This window comes from Methylophilus sp. 13 (genome assembly GCF_015354335.1).
GTDB classification, from domain to species: Bacteria; Pseudomonadota; Gammaproteobacteria; order Burkholderiales; family Methylophilaceae; genus Methylophilus; species Methylophilus glucosoxydans.
On record NZ_JADKYR010000002.1, the window covers coordinates 219068 to 234220 of the forward strand.

The 15153-nt window shown below is 51.9% G+C and carries 16 protein-coding genes; 9 read left to right on the forward strand and 7 right to left on the reverse strand.

Annotation, left to right across the window (positions count from 1 at the left end; translation table 11 throughout):
• Nucleotides 1-37: 37 nt before the first annotated feature.
• Nucleotides 38-535, forward strand: a complete 498-nt coding sequence (locus INP77_RS05185) for a type II secretion system protein (protein WP_194747830.1) — start codon at nt 38-40, stop codon at nt 533-535.
• A 78-nt stretch (nt 536-613) separates the two neighbouring features.
• On the opposite strand, the gene fabB is transcribed toward INP77_RS05185, so the two are convergent.
• Nucleotides 614-1840 (reverse strand): beta-ketoacyl-ACP synthase I, encoded by a 1227-nt coding sequence (gene fabB / locus INP77_RS05190; RefSeq protein ID WP_194747832.1) that lies wholly within the window; start codon nt 1838-1840, stop codon nt 614-616.
• Nucleotides 1841-1893: 53 nt separating this feature from the next.
• On the reverse strand, nt 1894-2409 hold the full coding sequence (gene fabA / locus INP77_RS05195; protein ID WP_194747833.1) for a 3-hydroxyacyl-[acyl-carrier-protein] dehydratase FabA: 516 nt from the start codon (nt 2407-2409) through the stop codon (nt 1894-1896).
• A gap of 267 nt (nt 2410-2676) precedes the next feature.
• Between fabA and INP77_RS05200 the strand changes: the two genes are divergently transcribed.
• The 7 genes from INP77_RS05200 to INP77_RS05230 all read left to right on the forward strand — a co-directional run bounded on the left by INP77_RS05200 (nt 2677) and on the right by INP77_RS05230 (nt 9277).
• On the forward strand, nt 2677-3693 hold the full coding sequence (locus tag INP77_RS05200; protein ID WP_194747835.1) for a MoxR family ATPase: 1017 nt from the start codon (nt 2677-2679) through the stop codon (nt 3691-3693).
• 42 nt (nt 3694-3735) lie between these two features.
• A complete protein-coding gene (locus INP77_RS05205; protein WP_194747837.1) occupies nt 3736-4593 on the forward strand; it encodes a DUF58 domain-containing protein in 858 nt (285 codons plus the stop codon).
• Between the two features lie 12 nt (nt 4594-4605).
• Nucleotides 4606-5586, forward strand: coding sequence for a hypothetical protein (locus INP77_RS05210; protein ID WP_194747839.1), 981 nt, complete (start codon nt 4606-4608; stop codon nt 5584-5586).
• Nucleotides 5586-6572, forward strand: coding sequence for a VWA domain-containing protein (locus tag INP77_RS05215; protein ID WP_194747841.1), 987 nt, complete (start codon nt 5586-5588; stop codon nt 6570-6572). Before INP77_RS05210 ends, INP77_RS05215 begins: the two co-directional genes overlap by 1 nt.
• Nucleotides 6557-7096 (forward strand): hypothetical protein, encoded by a 540-nt coding sequence (locus INP77_RS05220; protein ID WP_194747843.1) that lies wholly within the window; start codon nt 6557-6559, stop codon nt 7094-7096. The genes INP77_RS05215 and INP77_RS05220 overlap by 16 nt, the downstream gene beginning before the upstream one ends.
• Nucleotides 7097-7147: 51 nt before the next feature.
• Nucleotides 7148-8179: a vWA domain-containing protein gene (locus INP77_RS05225; protein WP_194747845.1), complete on the forward strand. Its 1032-nt coding sequence runs from the start codon at nt 7148-7150 to the stop codon at nt 8177-8179.
• Between the two features lie 63 nt (nt 8180-8242).
• Nucleotides 8243-9277 (forward strand): VWA domain-containing protein, encoded by a 1035-nt coding sequence (locus INP77_RS05230; RefSeq protein WP_194747847.1) that lies wholly within the window; start codon nt 8243-8245, stop codon nt 9275-9277.
• Between the two features lie 11 nt (nt 9278-9288).
• Here INP77_RS05230 and INP77_RS05235 read toward each other — a convergent pair whose 3' ends face one another.
• Nucleotides 9289-9753 (reverse strand): hypothetical protein, encoded by a 465-nt coding sequence (locus INP77_RS05235; protein WP_228518738.1) that lies wholly within the window; start codon nt 9751-9753, stop codon nt 9289-9291.
• A gap of 57 nt (nt 9754-9810) precedes the next feature.
• On the opposite strand from INP77_RS05235, the gene INP77_RS05240 reads away from it, so the two are divergent.
• A complete protein-coding gene (locus tag INP77_RS05240) occupies nt 9811-10818 on the forward strand; it encodes a folate-binding protein YgfZ (RefSeq protein WP_194747849.1) in 1008 nt (335 codons plus the stop codon).
• Nucleotides 10819-10863: 45 nt separating this feature from the next.
• On the opposite strand, the gene ftsB is transcribed toward INP77_RS05240, so the two are convergent.
• The 4 genes from ftsB to INP77_RS05260 are packed head-to-tail and all read right to left on the reverse strand — an operon-like array spanning nt 10864 to nt 15037.
• On the reverse strand, nt 10864-11220 hold the full coding sequence (gene ftsB, locus INP77_RS05245; protein ID WP_194747851.1) for a cell division protein FtsB: 357 nt from the start codon (nt 11218-11220) through the stop codon (nt 10864-10866).
• Nucleotides 11221-11236: 16 nt separating this feature from the next.
• Nucleotides 11237-12523 (reverse strand): phosphopyruvate hydratase, encoded by a 1287-nt coding sequence (eno, locus tag INP77_RS05250; RefSeq protein WP_194747853.1) that lies wholly within the window; start codon nt 12521-12523, stop codon nt 11237-11239.
• A gap of 29 nt (nt 12524-12552) precedes the next feature.
• The gene (gene kdsA / locus INP77_RS05255; RefSeq protein ID WP_194747855.1) at nt 12553-13392 is read right to left on the reverse strand and encodes a 3-deoxy-8-phosphooctulonate synthase; all 840 of its coding nucleotides are present in this window, start codon (nt 13390-13392) and stop codon (nt 12553-12555) included.
• 10 nt (nt 13393-13402) lie between these two features.
• Entirely contained in the window at nt 13403-15037 is a 1635-nt protein-coding gene (locus INP77_RS05260) for a CTP synthase (protein ID WP_194747857.1), read from the reverse strand.
• Nucleotides 15038-15153 lie beyond the last annotated feature (116 nt).

Below are 15153 nucleotides of genomic sequence, written 5' to 3' on the forward strand. Positions count from 1 at the left end.
AAAACACTTCACAGAGGATACGATAAGATCGTGCGCTATGGAAATTAAACATCGCCTCCAGCCTGGATTTACATTGGTAGAAATGATTGTGGTCATGCTGATTCTATCAGCGCTGGCTGTGACTGCCTATGCACGTATTTCTCAGGTCGACTCACAGGCCAGACAAGCCAGCTTGTCAGCCTTCAAAGCTAACGTACAAGCGACTGCCATCATGGCCAAAGGCGTATGCATGTCCGACCCGCAATGTGACAGCCAGCAAGTGGCACCGTCAACTACGATAGAGGGCAATGTTATTTACTTCAGCCAAAGCTATCCTGTCGGCTGGCTGGGCAATAGTGATGGTGCAGGCACCCTCAACCAGTTACTAGACACTGGGAAATTTGCTATCCAGCCATCCCTGTCAGATCGTGAGCATGCCACCTATTATTTGCAAGGGGCCAGAAACAGCGCACACTGCAAGCTGGAATATATCCTGACCTCTGGTGCAAACAGCACTCAGCCCCTGACAATCCAGACAGACAGTAGCGGTTGCTAATAACACCTCCAACAAGCGCCAAAAATAAAAAAGCCGTGTGTTGAAATCACACACGGCTATATACAGCTCAACCCAAACTTAAAGATGTTTGGTTGACAAGGTCAATGTGGCGTTGGTGCCACCAAAACCAAAGCTGTTAGAAAGTGCGGTTTGCACCTTGGCAGATGGAATGGCCTGACGCACAATATTCAAGCCCTCAGCCGCCGGGTCCAGATGATCAATATTGGCAGAGGCCGCAATAAATCCGTGCTGCATCATCAGCAAGGTATAAATGGCTTCATTGACACCGGCGGCCCCAAGCGCATGACCAGACAGTGATTTGGTCGAAGCAATCGCTGCCCGGCTTTGCGTGCCAAAAACAGCGCGAATGGCTTCGAGCTCTTTGGTATCGCCAACCGGGGTACTGGTCCCATGCGTATTGATGTAATCAATATCGTCCGGACTAATCCCTTGCAGGGCTTGCTGCATACAGCGCACCGCCCCTTCGCCACTAGGGGCGACCATGTCGTAGCCGTCAGAGGTTGCTCCATAACCGATCACTTCAGCATAAATCTGCGCACCGCGGGCTTTGGCATGTTCGTACTCTTCAAGCACGACAATGCCGCCTCCACCGGAGATGACAAAGCCATCCCTATCCACATCGTAAGTACGGGAAGCTTTTTCAGGCGTCTCGTTATACTTGCTCGACAAGGCGCCCATGGCATCAAACAGATAACTCATGGTCCAGTGCTCTTCTTCGCCGCCGCCAGCAAACACGATATCCTGTTTACCCAATTGAATTTGCTCTACACCGGCGCCGATACAGTGGGCACTGGTTGAACAGGCAGAACTGATGCCGTAATTGACGCCCTTGATTTTCGCCCCGGTCGCCAAGCAGGCAGCAATGCCACTGCTCATGGTTTTGGTGACCATGTAAGGTCCCACACGACGAATCCCTTTTTCAGCCAGTGTATTGGTGCCTTCCAGCATACTCTCGGTGGAGGTCCCCCCGGCACCGACAATAAGGCCGGTCCGCACACTGGACACCAGTTCCGCTGGCAGTTGCGCATCAGCAATCGCTTCCTGCATGGCCAACCAGGCATAAGCATGGCCTTTGGCCATAAAACGCAACAACTTACGGTCAATCAGGGCTTCGATATCCAAATTCTTAATCGAACCCGCCACGTGCGAGCGCAAACCGCGCTCGGCATACTCCGGCTGATAGCTTATGCCAGAGCGCCCGGCTTTCAGGCTCTCCAGCACTTCTTGTTTGTTATTACCGAGACTTGATACGATACCAAATCCTGTAATCACTACGCGACGCATTGCGCCTCCCTTAAACTTCAAAAAACGGTCACGAATACTAAAAATGATCCGTACTAAAAATTGTCTGTGGTGGTAAACAGCCCAACACGCAAATCGCTGGCAGAATAAATCTCACGACCATCCACCTCCATCCGTGCATCTGCAATCCCCATCACCAGTTTGCGCATGATCACGCGTTTTAAGTCAATGTGATAACGCACCAACTTGGCCTTGGGCAGGACTTGACCGGTAAACTTCACCTCGCCTGAACCCAGCGCGCGACCACGTCCAGGCCCACCTTTCCAACCCAGAAAAAAGCCAACCAACTGCCACATCGCATCCAGACCCAAACAGCCTGGCATCACAGGGTCTCCGGTGAAGTGGCATTCAAAAAACCACAGGTCAGGACGGATATCCAGCTCGGCAATAATTTCGCCCTGGCCATATTTTCCACCTTCATCAGAAATCTTTACGATCCTGTCAAACATCAGCATAGGAGGCAGTGGCAATTGTGCGTTGCCTTCACCAAACATTTCGCCGCGACCGCAAGACAGCAACTCCTCTTTACTGAAACTACTTTTTCTAGTCATGTATTTTTAGATTTTTAGTATAAAACAATATTTTCGCCGGAAATTGCGTTTAGTGAAAGCTTTTTGTCACGCAAAGACTATACAGACCTGTATACTTTTCTTCAAAACACAGGTAACATTCCCAAAATTGTTACTGAATTTTACATATTAAAAACCGGCTGTCTGACGGGGTTTAAAAAAGGATTCGTGATTTTTTCACCCCGTTAAAGTTACAATTTAGTTACAATCAGAATCACTTAATACATTCAAATCATCAGGAAATCAGGCATGCAAGAACAACAACTCAACGATTGGCGTACCCATGCGCTCACACTCGAGTCAGAAGTCAACAAAGTGGTCGTCGGTCAGGAAACCCCGGTACGCCTGATTACCACGGCCGTGTTTGCGCGTGGCCATGTGCTGCTGGAAGGTGATGTGGGCGTTGGCAAAACTACCTTGCTGCGCGCATTCACCCGTGGCATTGGCGGTGGCTACCAGCGAATTGAAGGCACCATCGACCTGATGCCGAATGATTTGGTGTATCACACTTATTTGGGCGAAGATGGCAAACCTCATGTCAGCCCCGGTCCGCTGCTGATGTCAGGCCAGGACTTGTCGATCTTCTTCTTTAACGAGATCAACCGCGCGCGACCACAAGTGCACTCCCTCATGCTGCGCGTGATGGCGGAACGGACACTGACCGCGTTTAACAAAGAACATCACTTCCCGCACATGCTGGTGTTTGCTGACCGCAACCAGGTAGAGCGTGAAGAAACCTTTGATATTCCTTCAGCAGCGCGCGACCGTTTCATGATGGAAATTCCAATCGTGGTGCCGCCTGCACACGACATTATGGAATCCCTGATTTTTGATACCCGCTTTCATGATGTAGACCAACTGATTTCAAATGTGCCAGCCGACATCCTCCAGTTTGACCAGCTAAACAGTTTTGCCAAGGTAATCCAGGAAAACATTCAGGCCAGCCCTGCCCTGCGCAAATATGCACTTGACCTGTGGCTGGCCACCAAAGATCCGGTTGCCTATGGCGTCAAGGTCTCCAACGTAGACATGAAGCGCCTGGTACTGAGTGGCGCCAGCCCGCGCGGGATGGGTATGCTGCTGCGTGCCGCCCGCGTCAATGCCTGGCTCAATAACCGCGCTGCAGTGGTACCGGAAGACATCCATGCAGTATTCCATGAAACCATTGCCCACCGCCTGGTCTTTAGCCCGGTCTACGAAATGCGCCGGACTGAAATCGCCCGCGAATTGCTGTCTGGTATCGTTCACGCGATTGCTGCCCCTTAATGGATGATGCACGAATTCACAAATAACGAGTACTGAAAAGTGATGCAGACAATTAAGGAATTCAGCTACCACATCGGCTGGCGCTCGCGCGCACGTCGCCCTGGCCGCCACAAGAGCAATCAGCGTGGCATGGGGATGGAGTTTCGCGGTCATACCACGCTGCTGTCCTATCCTGACCCGCGCCGGATTGACATCCGCCAAACCATACGTGACCCCATGGAGCAGGTTTATGTGCGTATTTTTAACCAGAAAAGCGCCACGCCTGTGTTTGTCCTGTGTGATATGTCGGGCTCCATGCAATACGGCACACCGCATACCAAACTGGTGACTGCGGCTGAAATCACCCGCTCGGTCGCCCAATCGGCTTGCCGCAATACGGATCCTGTTGGCTTTATCGGCTTTGATGATGATTTGCATGACGCGTGGCTGTCTACGTTGTCTTCACGGCCACACAGCATGTTTGACCTGGCTGACCGCCTTGAAAACCATTTACCCAATGAGGTCGGTGCCGCCGCCCTGCTGGAAAGCGTCAGGTTGTTGCCACGCGAGCGATCCCTGATTTTCATGGTGTCCGATTTCCATATGCCGCTGGAGCAACTGGAAGCCGCGCTGGTGCTCATGCTGCGTCATCATATTGTGCCAGTGGTGTTATGGAATAGCACTGAATACAAGCAGTTGCCGGAATTTGGCATCACCAGTATCAATGACCCTGAAACCGGCGAGCGGCGCACGCTGTTTTTACGTGCCTCCTATCGTCAACGCATCCTGGAAGCGTTCGCGGCCCGTCGCCAGGCCATTGAAGATATTTTTATGAGATTTGATATGCAGCCCTTTTTTGTGGAAGACCAATTCGATGCCGATTTACTGACCGAATACTTCCATCAATACGTGCCTGCCTGAGGAAAGCGACCCATGAAAGCGCGCCACCATCTTTTATCTTTAGTGTTAGCAGCCAGCCTGTTGTCTGCCTCACTTAGCAGCGTTGCCGATGTGATTTTGCCATCCGTTGACAATAAATTTGTCAGTGTCCAGGAAATCAACCCGACCCGCGATGCCGGCTTTTTCGTCGGTGACAAGCTGCAACGGACCATGATCCTGACCGTCAAGCAACCTTACGAATTGATCAAGGAGTCGCTACCGATTGTCGGTTATGAGCACCGTTACCGCGGCCAGGTTTCTGGCATTGAATTGACGGCAATTGACATGGAGGAAGCCCATGAGCGACAACAGACCGTGTATACGATACATCTCGAATATCAGGTCTTCAAATCTGGTCGCGTGGTCAAGCCCGCCATCCTCAGAGGTGAAATCGTCAAGCTTCGCCAGCAAGGCAGTCAGGACATCAAGCAATTCCGCATGCCCTCGTTTAACTTCAGGACCTCGCCCCTCTCTGTGTATGGCGAAGTCAACCTGAAGAATGAAATGAGCCCGTTTGTAGCCCCCTTGAAACTGCATGCCGACAAAGAATGGCTGGCGCTAAAGGTGGCGACTGGTGTGCTGGCTGTCTGTTTGCTAGGCTTAGTCTACATTTTGGCGGCCAATACTTGGTTACCGCGCATGGGTGGTGCTTTTGCCAAGGCCTACCGCAAGCTTGGCAAATTGCCGGACGACGCGCAAGGTCTGCAACAGGCAATTTCCACGGTACATGAAGCCTTGCATCAGGTGGCGGGGCACAGCGTATTTGGTAATGGTATCGAGCATTTCTTGCAGCAAAAACCTGGTTTTACCCCTGCCAGGCCAGAAATTGAACGTTTTTTTGCCTTGTCTCGCCAAGTATTTTTTGACGCCAGCACACCGCTGGAGCTGGGCATCCCACCACGTGAATGGCTGAAAAAATTCTGTAGGCACATGCGCGACTGCGAACGCGGCTTGAAGCCAGAGGTACATGCATAATGGCTTTTACCCATCCGTGGCTGTTGTGGGCACTCCCCTTGGCGCTATTACCATTATTGCTAGATCGTTCCCATAGTAAACATTACTCCTGGGTGAGCCTGTTGCCACCGGACCCGCTGTCCAAAACCATCGGTTTTTTACTCAAGGTCTTGGCCGTCATTAGCATCGTCTTCATTATTTTGGGCCTGGCCGGCCCACATAGTCTGGAGCAACAAGTGGAGCGTACCGGCATAGGTGCGCAGATCGGCCTGGTGCTGGACCGCAGCGCGAGTATGGACGACCCGTTTGCCGGAGACAAAGATGGCAATGTCGGTGAAACCAAATCGGTCGCAGCCGCACGTATCATGACCAAATTTGTGCAAAGCCGTCAGAACGACATGATGGGTCTGATTACCTTTAGTAACTCAGCCATGTATGTGTTACCCCTGACTGAAAATAAAGAAGCGATTTTGTCTGCCATTCAGGCGACTGCCGGCAACTCGCTGTTTCAAACCAATATTGGCGGCGGTTTGACCAGTGCGGTTGAATTGTTCAAGGATATGCCGGACTCCGGCTCTCGCGTGATTATCCTGATTTCTGATGGTGCAGGACGCGTCAGTGACATGGTGCAACAGAAGCTGCGTGACTGGCTGCAACGCTATAACATCGGCTTGTACTGGATTGTATTGCGCCAGCCAGGTGGCATTACCATCTTCGATCCCAAATATACGGCCAGTGGCTACGACGGCCCCATGCCAACCGAAGTGTTGCTGTATCAGTTCTTCCAGACGCTGCGTACCCCGTTTAGCGCCTATGAAGCCGCAGATCCCAAGTCACTGGAAGCGGCGATTGCCGATATCAACAGCAAAGAAAAAAAACCGATTCAATATCTGGAAAAAATCCCCGGCCATGATTACACCAATGTGTGTTACTGGGTGGCTTTCGTCATGATTGCACTCTTGCTGGCGGTTAAATATTTGGAGATTCATACATGGCGCTCAGCGTAAATAAACTTGTGATTGGACTGGTCGTTGTTGCGGTCTTGGCCGCGGGCACCATCGCCTACAGCTGGCAACGTATCAAGCAAGTCGAAGCCTTTAATCAGGCCGTGGCGACAGCTAAAAGTCCACAAACGGACCAGCAAAGTTTCGAAGCCAAGTATGCAGTCGCCTACTGGTTAGGCAAAAATGAGCGTTACAAGGAGTCCACACTTTTGTTTACCAAGCTCATCGAACAAGCCAATGCCAGTCAGCGCGCGGCCATTCTGCACAATGTGGGTAATATGTTTTTCATGCGTGCAATCCAAATGACGGGCGGCAATGACAACAGCACACGTGATGAGATTGAATACCTGTTGTCGCAAGCGGCCACCTCTTATAAATCAGCGCTCAAAGCAGATAACAGCAACTGGGGCACACGCCGCAACTATGACCGCGTTCTTGGCTTGCTGCCAGAAAAACCCACGCCAGGTGTAGGCGAATCTGACAATCCCGGGTTGATCATGGGCAACATTCCCAACGGATTGCCATAACAGGCGGCGATTTTCTCTGGCTCTGGATCTGAACATATTGACTGGCATGGCATGAAAATCTGGCTAAGACACTTTATCAAACATCGCGACACGGCGCTGCTCGCCTTGGCACTGCTCTTTCTGCTGGGAGCAATTTTACGACCCAGCATCCCGTTTAAACATAATATCTATGCCTATTTTCTGGTTGCAGATATTTCGCAAAGCATGAATGCAGAGGACATGATGCTGCATGGCAAAAAAGTCACGCGCATGGCCTATATGCAAAACATGATGCATGAAGTGGTGGCTTCATTGCCATGTGGCACCAAAGTCAGCATCGGCATGTTTGCAGGTAACTCGGTCGCCGCCATGTATGCACCGATTGAGGTATGCCGTAATTTTGCCGCAATCCAGGACACCATTGCCCATCTGGACTGGCGTATGGCGTGGTCAGGTAACAGCCGGGTGCGTGAAAGCCTGTTTGTGACCGCGAAAGTGGTGCGTGCCATGCCTGAGCCGGCGCAAGTGCTGTATTTTACCGATGGCGAAGAAGCCCCTAAACTGCACGCCTTCAACACCAAAAACCTCGATGAATTTCAAGGCGGTGATGACTGGCTGTTTGTTGGCATCGGTACCGATGAAGGCGTGGCGATTCCCAAGCTGAGCCAGGATAATCAGGTCATTGGCTACTGGTCTAATGAAAGTTTTGCCATGCAGCCTGGTATCGCACAGATCTCCGAAAGCACTTTGGGCGTGCGCGACGATAACGTCGCATTTGGTGACCATGACCGCTATGTCTCCAAACTGGCCAGCGAATATCTGGAAAACCTGACCAAAGAAATTGGCGCAAAATTCATCAAAGGTGACAGCACCTATACCGTCCTCAAAGCCATGAAGGAGCAAAAACCGGCCCGCCGCGATATTGCTCCCTTACCATTGGATTGGCTACTGGCCAGCCTAGCAGGCTTATGTATACTCGCGACCTATGCGAGCCATCACCCTTGGCGGCAAATCAAGCAGAATCTGCATCTTTACCGTCGTGAGATTCAATCCAGATTTTTTGTAAAAAGCGAGGCCGTCGCCCACGACAACCATTTTCAATAACCGTTAACGCCTCGCCCCTCTGACATCCTAGGCCAGCGATGCAGGCAAACAGAAGACCTGACCATGCACAAAAAATGGCTACCCTTTTGCCTGAAACATCGCGACACCCTGCTGCTAGGCATTGCCCTGATGCTTTTACTCGGGGCGGCCTTGCGGCCTTCAATACCGATTAAGCGGAATATCCATACTTACCTGCTGATAGCAGATATCACGCAAAGTATGAATGTGGTCGATATGTCGCTCGATCATGCCCCTGCCAGCCGTCTCGATTACACCAAACGCATGATGCATGACATCATCGCCCAACTGCCCTGTCAGACCCGCATCAGTATCGGCCTGTTTGCGGGCGATGCGGTAGCCGCCCTTTATACGCCCCTGCATGTCTGCAAACACTTTTCAGCTATACAGCAGACCATAGACCATCTCGATTGGCGCATGGCCTGGACCGGCAACAGTCAGTTACGCCAAAGCGTGCCGATGGCAGCAAAACTATTGCGGCAAATGCCTGAGGCAACCAAAGCCGTCATTTTTACTGATGGCGATGAAGCGCCCCTGTTGCATGCCTTTAACACGCGTAACCTCAAAGACTTTCAGGGCTCGGACGACTTTTACTTTGTCGGCGTCGGGACAGACCAAGGGGCTGGCATTCCCAAGCTGACAGAAAACAATCAGATGATAGGCTACTGGTCAAATGAAAGCTTCGCCGTCCAGCCTAATATCGCGCAGGTCACCGCCAGTAAAAGCAGTGGACGTGATGACAGCGTGGCTGTCTCGGACTATGACCGCTATATTTCCAGACGGGCGTCGGCCTATTTGAAAAAACTGTCTGAAGAAATTGGCGCGCAATACCTGGATGGCGATGACCCCCACCATGTATTGCAACACATCCAAAAACACAGCTCGCCACGTTATGAAATTGTGGCATACCCGATAGACTGGATACTCGCCACCCTGTCTGCGGTATGCATCGTCAGCGCCTATATCAACCAGGACTCCAAACGACAGCTCACGCATACACTACGCAAACGATTTACCAAGTTGAGGCAGACGCGCTTGTTTAAAGCTAGACACGATGTCGCACACGACAATCACTTTTAAGCATGGGCCATTCAAGCCTGTCCCCAACGCAACCAGACGCGCAAAGCCGTCAAGCTTGCCCTGTCGGCCTGGTCAGGGAGCAGTAGCATACGCTGCGTGCGCATGATGGGTTCAGCCGCAGCCTCATGCAGCAGTTGCAGCTGCATATGCAAGACCAGGCACCACGGATGCACAACGCTATCAGGGAGCACGCTGACCTGATAGACCTGTCCCGTGCGGTTCACGACCGTCATCTGCCCATAAACATCCACACGCAGTCTCTGGATACTGTGTTTCCAAGAAGTTGCCGCCAGTTGCGTCCAGTGCCAGCCACTTGCCAGTCCATAGACAGCCGTTGCACTCAACGCCCACACAAACGCTAATTTCCACCACAGGCAGGCCATCACCAGCATTGAAAATAAGCACCACCAGCCCCATAAAAGATATGATGGTCGTAAGCGCAGATCAATTTCAGTTGATAAAATAGCTTTTTTCATTGCATGAACCAGGGCAAAGCCGCGCAAGCGACTCTGGCCCAGAAGGAAAACCGAGTTATGTCCAATCCAGCCACCGCATGGCAAACGTTTTTAATCTCGCAAGGGGCGCACTTCAATTCACAAGGTGAAGCCAGCTTCCCCATAGAAAAGGCCTCTGCGCAACTATTTGACCTGTCGGGCAATGGCCTGATCGCCATCAGCGGTGCAGACAGCCAGACCTTTTTGCAGGGCCAGGTCACCAATGATATTAAACTGCTCGCTCAAGGTGCGCAATTCAATGGTTATTGCACGCCCAAAGGCCGCTTGCTGGCGCTGTTCTACTCCTTTATTGTTGAGGATGTCATTTACTTGCAATGCCCGCGCGCCTTGGTGCCAGACCTGGTGAAACGCTTGCGCATGTATGTGCTCCGCAGCAAGGTGGTGGTAGAGGATGCCAGTGAGCGCCTGTACAGCCTGGGATTGGCGAGTGATGCGCTTGCGAGCACATTGACTGGCCTGCCCGCGGATCCGCATCAACTGGCCCAAACCGAGCTGGGGACGCTGATCCGCCTCGCTGACGCTGGCACACAACAACGCGCCCAGCTGATTGTCGCTGCCGACAAGGCTGAAACCGTTTGGCAATCGCTGCGCGCGACCTTCACCCCAAGCAGCACGGCTCACTGGGAAGCGCTTGAAATTCAGGCAGGGATTCCGCAAGTTTACCCAGCCACTAAAGAACAGTTTGTCCCACAAATGGTCAATCTGGATGCATTAAATGGCATCAACTTTAAGAAAGGCTGCTATACCGGCCAGGAGATCGTTGCCCGCACGCACTATCTGGGCAAGGTCAAGCGCCGCACATTGCTGGCACAGTTGCCTAAAACCGCCCAAGTCCCACTGGCAGGCGACACCTTGCAGGATGCCCAGACACAAGACGCGGGTCAACTGGTGCGCGTTGCGCCCGATGCCTTGAGTGGCGGCTGGTGGGTATTGGCAGAATGCCGGCTGGAGGCCAAAGAGGCCGGAGAGATTCTCTGGCAAGGTCAGCCCTTGCTGTTTAAAGAATTACCGTATGCCTTGCCCTAATCTACTAGGTCAATAAAAATAAAAAAGGCGCTAGAAGCGCCTTTTTTATTGGGACGGCTGCGCCGGGATCACAGGCGCTGCATCTGCGGGCTTGGCCACAGCGTCGCTCTGGCTCTTGCTGGCTGAAGACTTGTTCTGAATCACCTGAAAAAATACTTCGTCCTGCTTCACCAGGCCCAGCTCACTGCGTGCCCGCTCTTCAATCGCAGACTGTCCCTGCTTGAGATCGCGCACTTCAGCGCGCAGTGTTTCATTGCGTTGCCGATAATAATCGTTACGCTTTTGGTGCGCCTCAATCTGCTGTGAATATTGCCATACGCGCAACCAACTGCCCTTGCCCAGCCACAACGGATATTGCAGCAGGGCAATCAGGACCACTAATACAACTGTCAGTTTACGCACCGTGGCCCAAAATCAGTTATTTGAACAACTGATAGAAAGCAGACAAGCCAGCGTAGCTGGTGGCATCGCCCAACTCTTCTTCAATACGCAGCAACTGGTTGTACTTGGCAACGCGCTCTGAACGGCACAGGGAACCCGTCTTGATTTGCAAGGCATTGGTCGCCACAGAGATGTCGGCAATCGTCGTATCTTCGGTTTCGCCAGAGCGGTGTGACACTACGGCCGTGTAGTTGGCACGTTTTGCCATCTCGATGGTCTGGAAAGTTTCAGTCAAGGTACCAATCTGGTTGACTTTGATCAGCACAGAGTTGGCCACGCCTTTCTGGATGCCTTCACGCAGGATTTTTGGGTTGGTCACAAACAGGTCATCGCCGACCAACTGTGTGGATTTACCCAAGCGTTGTGTCAACAGGTCCCAGCCCTCCCAGTCAAACTCGCTCATACCATCTTCAATGGTGATGATAGGATACTTGTCGGCCAAGGTAGCCAGGTAGTCACAGAACTGGGCAGAGGTCAGTGCAGCGCCTTCAGACTCGAGGTGGTATTTACCATCACGGTAGAATTCGGTACTGGCGCAATCCAGACCCAGATAAATATCTTTGCCTGGCTCATAGCCAGCCGCTTCGATAGATTCCATGATCAGTTGCAAGGCAGACTCGTTGGAGGGCAAGTTAGGTGCAAAACCACCTTCATCGCCCACGGTTGTCGCCAAGCCTTTGGCATGCAAGGTTTTCTTCAGTGCATGGAACACTTCAGCCCCCGCACGCAAGGCTTCACGGAAGCTTGGCAAGCCCGCTGGCACAATCATGAATTCCTGAATATCCACAGAGTTATCTGCGTGTGCACCGCCGTTGATGATGTTCATCATAGGCGTTGGCAATTGCATGAACGCAGAACCACCCAGGTAACGATACAGTGGCAAACCGCTTTCTTCAGCCGCCGCACGTGCACAGGCCATAGACACGCCCAAAATCGCATTTGCACCCAGACGGTCTTTGTTCTCGGTACCATCCAGCTCAATCAGCGTCTTGTCGATAAAACTTTGCTCTTCAGCATCCAGGCCAATGATCGCTTCGGTAATTTCCGTGTTGACGTTCTCAATCGCGTTCAATACGCCTTTGCCCAGGTAACGGCTTTTATCGCCATCCCGCAGTTCCACGGCTTCTTTGGTACCGGTAGATGCGCCTGAAGGCACTGCCGCACGACCAATCACCCCGCTTTCCAGCAAAACGTCGACTTCAACCGTCGGGTTGCCACGGGAATCCATAATCTCGCGGGCGATAATATCTACAATAGCGCTCATGATTTATCCTTATCTAAGATGAAAAAAAATTATAGGGTTTGTTCTGCGAAACCGGCTTTTTTGACCAGCTTGTCGAGATCGACCAGCAAGTGCAGCAAGTCTTCCATTTTGCCCAAGGGCCAGGCGTTCGGGCCATCAGACAAAGCTTGGCTCGGGTCAGGATGCGTTTCCATAAAGACCCCGGCAATACCACTTGCCACCGCTGCACGTGCCAACACCGGCACAAACTCACGCTGACCGCCACTCTTCTCGCCCTGCCCGCCTGGTTGCTGGACAGAATGGGTGGCATCAAAAACCACTGGACACTGTGTTTCACGCATAATCGCCAAACCACGCATGTCAGAAACCAGCGTGTTATAGCCAAACGAAGCGCCGCGTTCACAAACCATAATATTGTCGGCACCGCCGTTGGCTTCTTTAGCCTTGTTGACCACTTGTTTCATGTCACCAGGGGCTAGAAACTGGCCTTTTTTGATATTGACCGGCTTGCCAGACTGGGCACAAGCCACGATAAAGTCAGTCTGACGGCACAGAAAAGCCGGGGTTTGCAACACATCCACCACCGCGGCCACATGAGGCACCTGTTCTTCGGTATGCACGTCGGTCAAGATCGGTACACCGATCTGGGCACGCACTTCGTCCAGAATTTTCAGGCCCTCTTCCATGCCAAAACCACGGAAAGTCTTGGTCGAACTACGGTTGGCTTTGTCGTAAGAAGATTTATAAATAAATGGCACCCCCACGCGGGCAGCCATCTCTTTTAACTGGCCAGCCGTATCAATTGCCATTTGTTTGGATTCAATGACGCAAGGGCCAGCGATCAGAAACAGAGGATGTTCGAGACCGACGTCAAAACCACATAATTTCATTCAACATTCCTTATTTTTTGGATGCTTTTTGTGCCAGCGCAGCCTGCACATAGGCTTTAAACAATGGATGACCCGCACGCGGGTTAGACGTAAACTCGGGGTGGAACTGGCACGCGACAAACCACGGATGCACAGACTGTGGCAACTCAATCATTTCACACAATTCTTCACGCGGCGTGCGTGCAGAAATGACCAGACCGGCGTCTTTCAACTGGTCCACATAGTGGTTGTTGACTTCATAGCGGTGACGGTGACGCTCATTAACTTCGCTGCCGTAAATGCTGGCGGCCAACGTGTTCGGCACAATCGGACAGCTTTGCGCACCCAGACGCATGGTGCCACCGAGATCGGAGTGTTCATCACGCTTCTCGATCTTGCCGGAAGCATCTTGCCACTCGTCAATCAGACCAATCAATTTATGCTCGGTGCCAGGGTTAAATTCAGTGCTGTTCGCATCCTTAAGCCCTGCGACATTACGCGCATACTCAATCACGGCCAATTGCATGCCCAGGCAGATACCCAGGTAAGGCACTTTGTTTTCACGCGCATACCGAATAGCCGCAATCTTGCCTTCGGTACCACGTACGCCAAAGCCGCCAGGAATCAGGATCGCATCCATGCCTTTGAGACTATCGGTGCCACTTTTCTCAATGTCTTCGCTATCGATGTAGTGAATCTTGACCTTGGACTCGGTGTGAATACCGGCGTGTATCAGCGCTTCGGTCAGCGACTTGTATGACTCGGTCAAATCGACATACTTACCGACAAATGCGATATCGACAATCTCTTTGGGATTGGCTTGCGCGTGAGTAATTTTTTGCCAGGCAGACAAATCCGCTGCTTTGGCAAGAATATTCAGTTTGTGGCAAACAATCTCATCCAGCATTTGCGCGTGCAACAGGCCGGGGATTTTATAAATCGAATCGCTATCAATGGCACTAATCACCGCCTCAAAAGCCACATTGGTGAACAAGGCAATCTTGCGTTTTTCGTCTTCAGGGATTTCACGCTCGGCGCGGCACATCAAAATATCCGGCTGAATACCGATTTCGCGCAATTCTTTCACCGAGTGCTGGGTGGGTTTGGTTTTCAGCTCGCCTGCGGTTGGAATCCATGGCAACAGGGTCAGATGGATATAACAGGCGTTGTTTCTGCCCTCTTCAATCCCCATCTGACGAATCGCTTCCAGAAACGGCAAGGACTCAATATCGCCGACCGTACCGCCCACTTCGACAATCGCCACATCCGCGCCTTCAGCACCACGTTTCACGTGTGCCTTGATTTCATCGGTAATATGCGGAATGACCTGTACGGTTTTACCCAGATATTCGCCACGGCGTTCTTTCTTGATCACCGTCTCGTAAATCTGGCCTGTGGTAAAGTTGTTACGCTTGGACATCTTGCTGCTGATAAAGCGCTCGTAATGGCCAAGATCGAGATCGGTTTCCGCGCCGTCGTCGGTCACAAACACTTCGCCGTGCTGAAATGGCGACATGGTGCCGGGGTCAACGTTGATATAGGGATCAAGTTTCAGCATGGTCACTTTAATGCCACGCGATTCGAGAATGGCGCCGAGGCTGGCGGCCGCGATACCTTTTCCAAGAGAAGAAACAACACCGCCGGTTACGAATACATATTTGGTCATGGATCAGGTACTTTGAGATTGTTACAGACGGGAGAACATTTTACCGTAAAGCCCCCTCTCCCACAATGAAAGTCAGGCATTAAATCTGGCAGAGACTCGCCAAGGCCTGCGCTTAC